At 41.3% G+C, this 1,203-nt stretch carries 1 protein-coding gene; it reads left to right on the top strand.

All coding sequences use genetic code 11. The features are described 5' to 3' along the window. On the top strand, window positions 1–1,074 hold a 1,074-nt coding region (mgtE, locus tag AC1DUW_RS29670; protein WP_477644285.1), incomplete at its 5' end, for a magnesium transporter. Window positions 1,075–1,203: the final 129 nt, after the last annotated feature.

Here is a 1,203-nt window from a genome sequence, read left to right as displayed (position 1 = left end):
GATGATGCTGCAGACGTGTTAAATGAGATCAATGATGAGCAGGCCGTTAGCTACTTGACGATCATGGATGATGAAACAGCTAATGAAATCCAGGGGCTTCTGAACTATGAGGAATCTACAGCAGGAAGCATAATGACGACAGAGTTCATTGCTATTGAGGCGAACGAAACGGCTCGCTCAGCGATGCAGATTTTGAAACGGGAAGCACCACAAGCAGAAACGATTTATTATGTATTTGTTACAGACCAAGATAAGAAACTGCTTGGTGTGTTATCGCTTCGGACCTTGATTATCGCTGATGAAGAGGCTTTAATTAGTGATTTAATGGATGACAGGGTAGTATCCGTTCCTGTAACAGAAGACCAAGAAGAGGTGGCCCGTAAAATAAGGGATTATAATTTCCTCGCTGTACCGGTCGTCGATTTTCAAAACCATTTGTTAGGGATTATTACAGTTGATGATATCATCGATGTCATGGACGAAGAAGCATCCGATGATTATTCTAAATTAGCGGGTATATCAGATCTTGACCACGTCGATAAGAGTCCATTTTCAGCTGCAAAAAAACGGCTGCCATGGTTGGTTATTCTCTTGTTTTTAGGTTTGTTGACTGCGAGTCTGATTGGTCGCTTTGAAGAGACACTAAGCCAAAAAGCCATTCTTGCTGTTTTTATTCCATTGATTGGTGGCATGGCTGGAAATACAGGAACACAAGCACTGGCAGTRGCGGTCAGAGGAATCGCAACTGGGGAATTAGAACAGGAAAGCAAGTGGAAACTGGTTCTTCGAGAGGCTGGAACGGGCCTTATTATTGGCCTAACATGCGGAATTGCCATCATTTTTATCGTCTTTTTTTGGCAAGATGATTTTATGCTTGGATTATTAGTCGGTATTTCGATTTTCATTACTCTAATCGTTGCCACACTTGCAGGTTCACTTGTCCCGCTCCTCATGCATAAAATGAAGATTGACCCAGCGGTAGCTTCCGGTCCTTTCATCACAACCATCAACGACCTTATTAGTATACTGATTTACTTCGGATTGGCAACATTATTCATGGGGTATTTACTGTAAGCGAAAAGGTTAACCACTCGCTAACAGGATTTCTAATGTTTAATGCAAGCAGTAGATTAGAAAACGGTGTTTTTCTCACCATAAATTTGTTATACTGTCATTAGTAGCAGGTACTAATAACTTGTATCA

This window comes from Peribacillus sp. P4_C12 (genome assembly GCF_056402095.1).
Note: the sequence above shows the minus strand (reverse complement) of the source record. Positions and strands in the feature narration are given on the sequence as shown.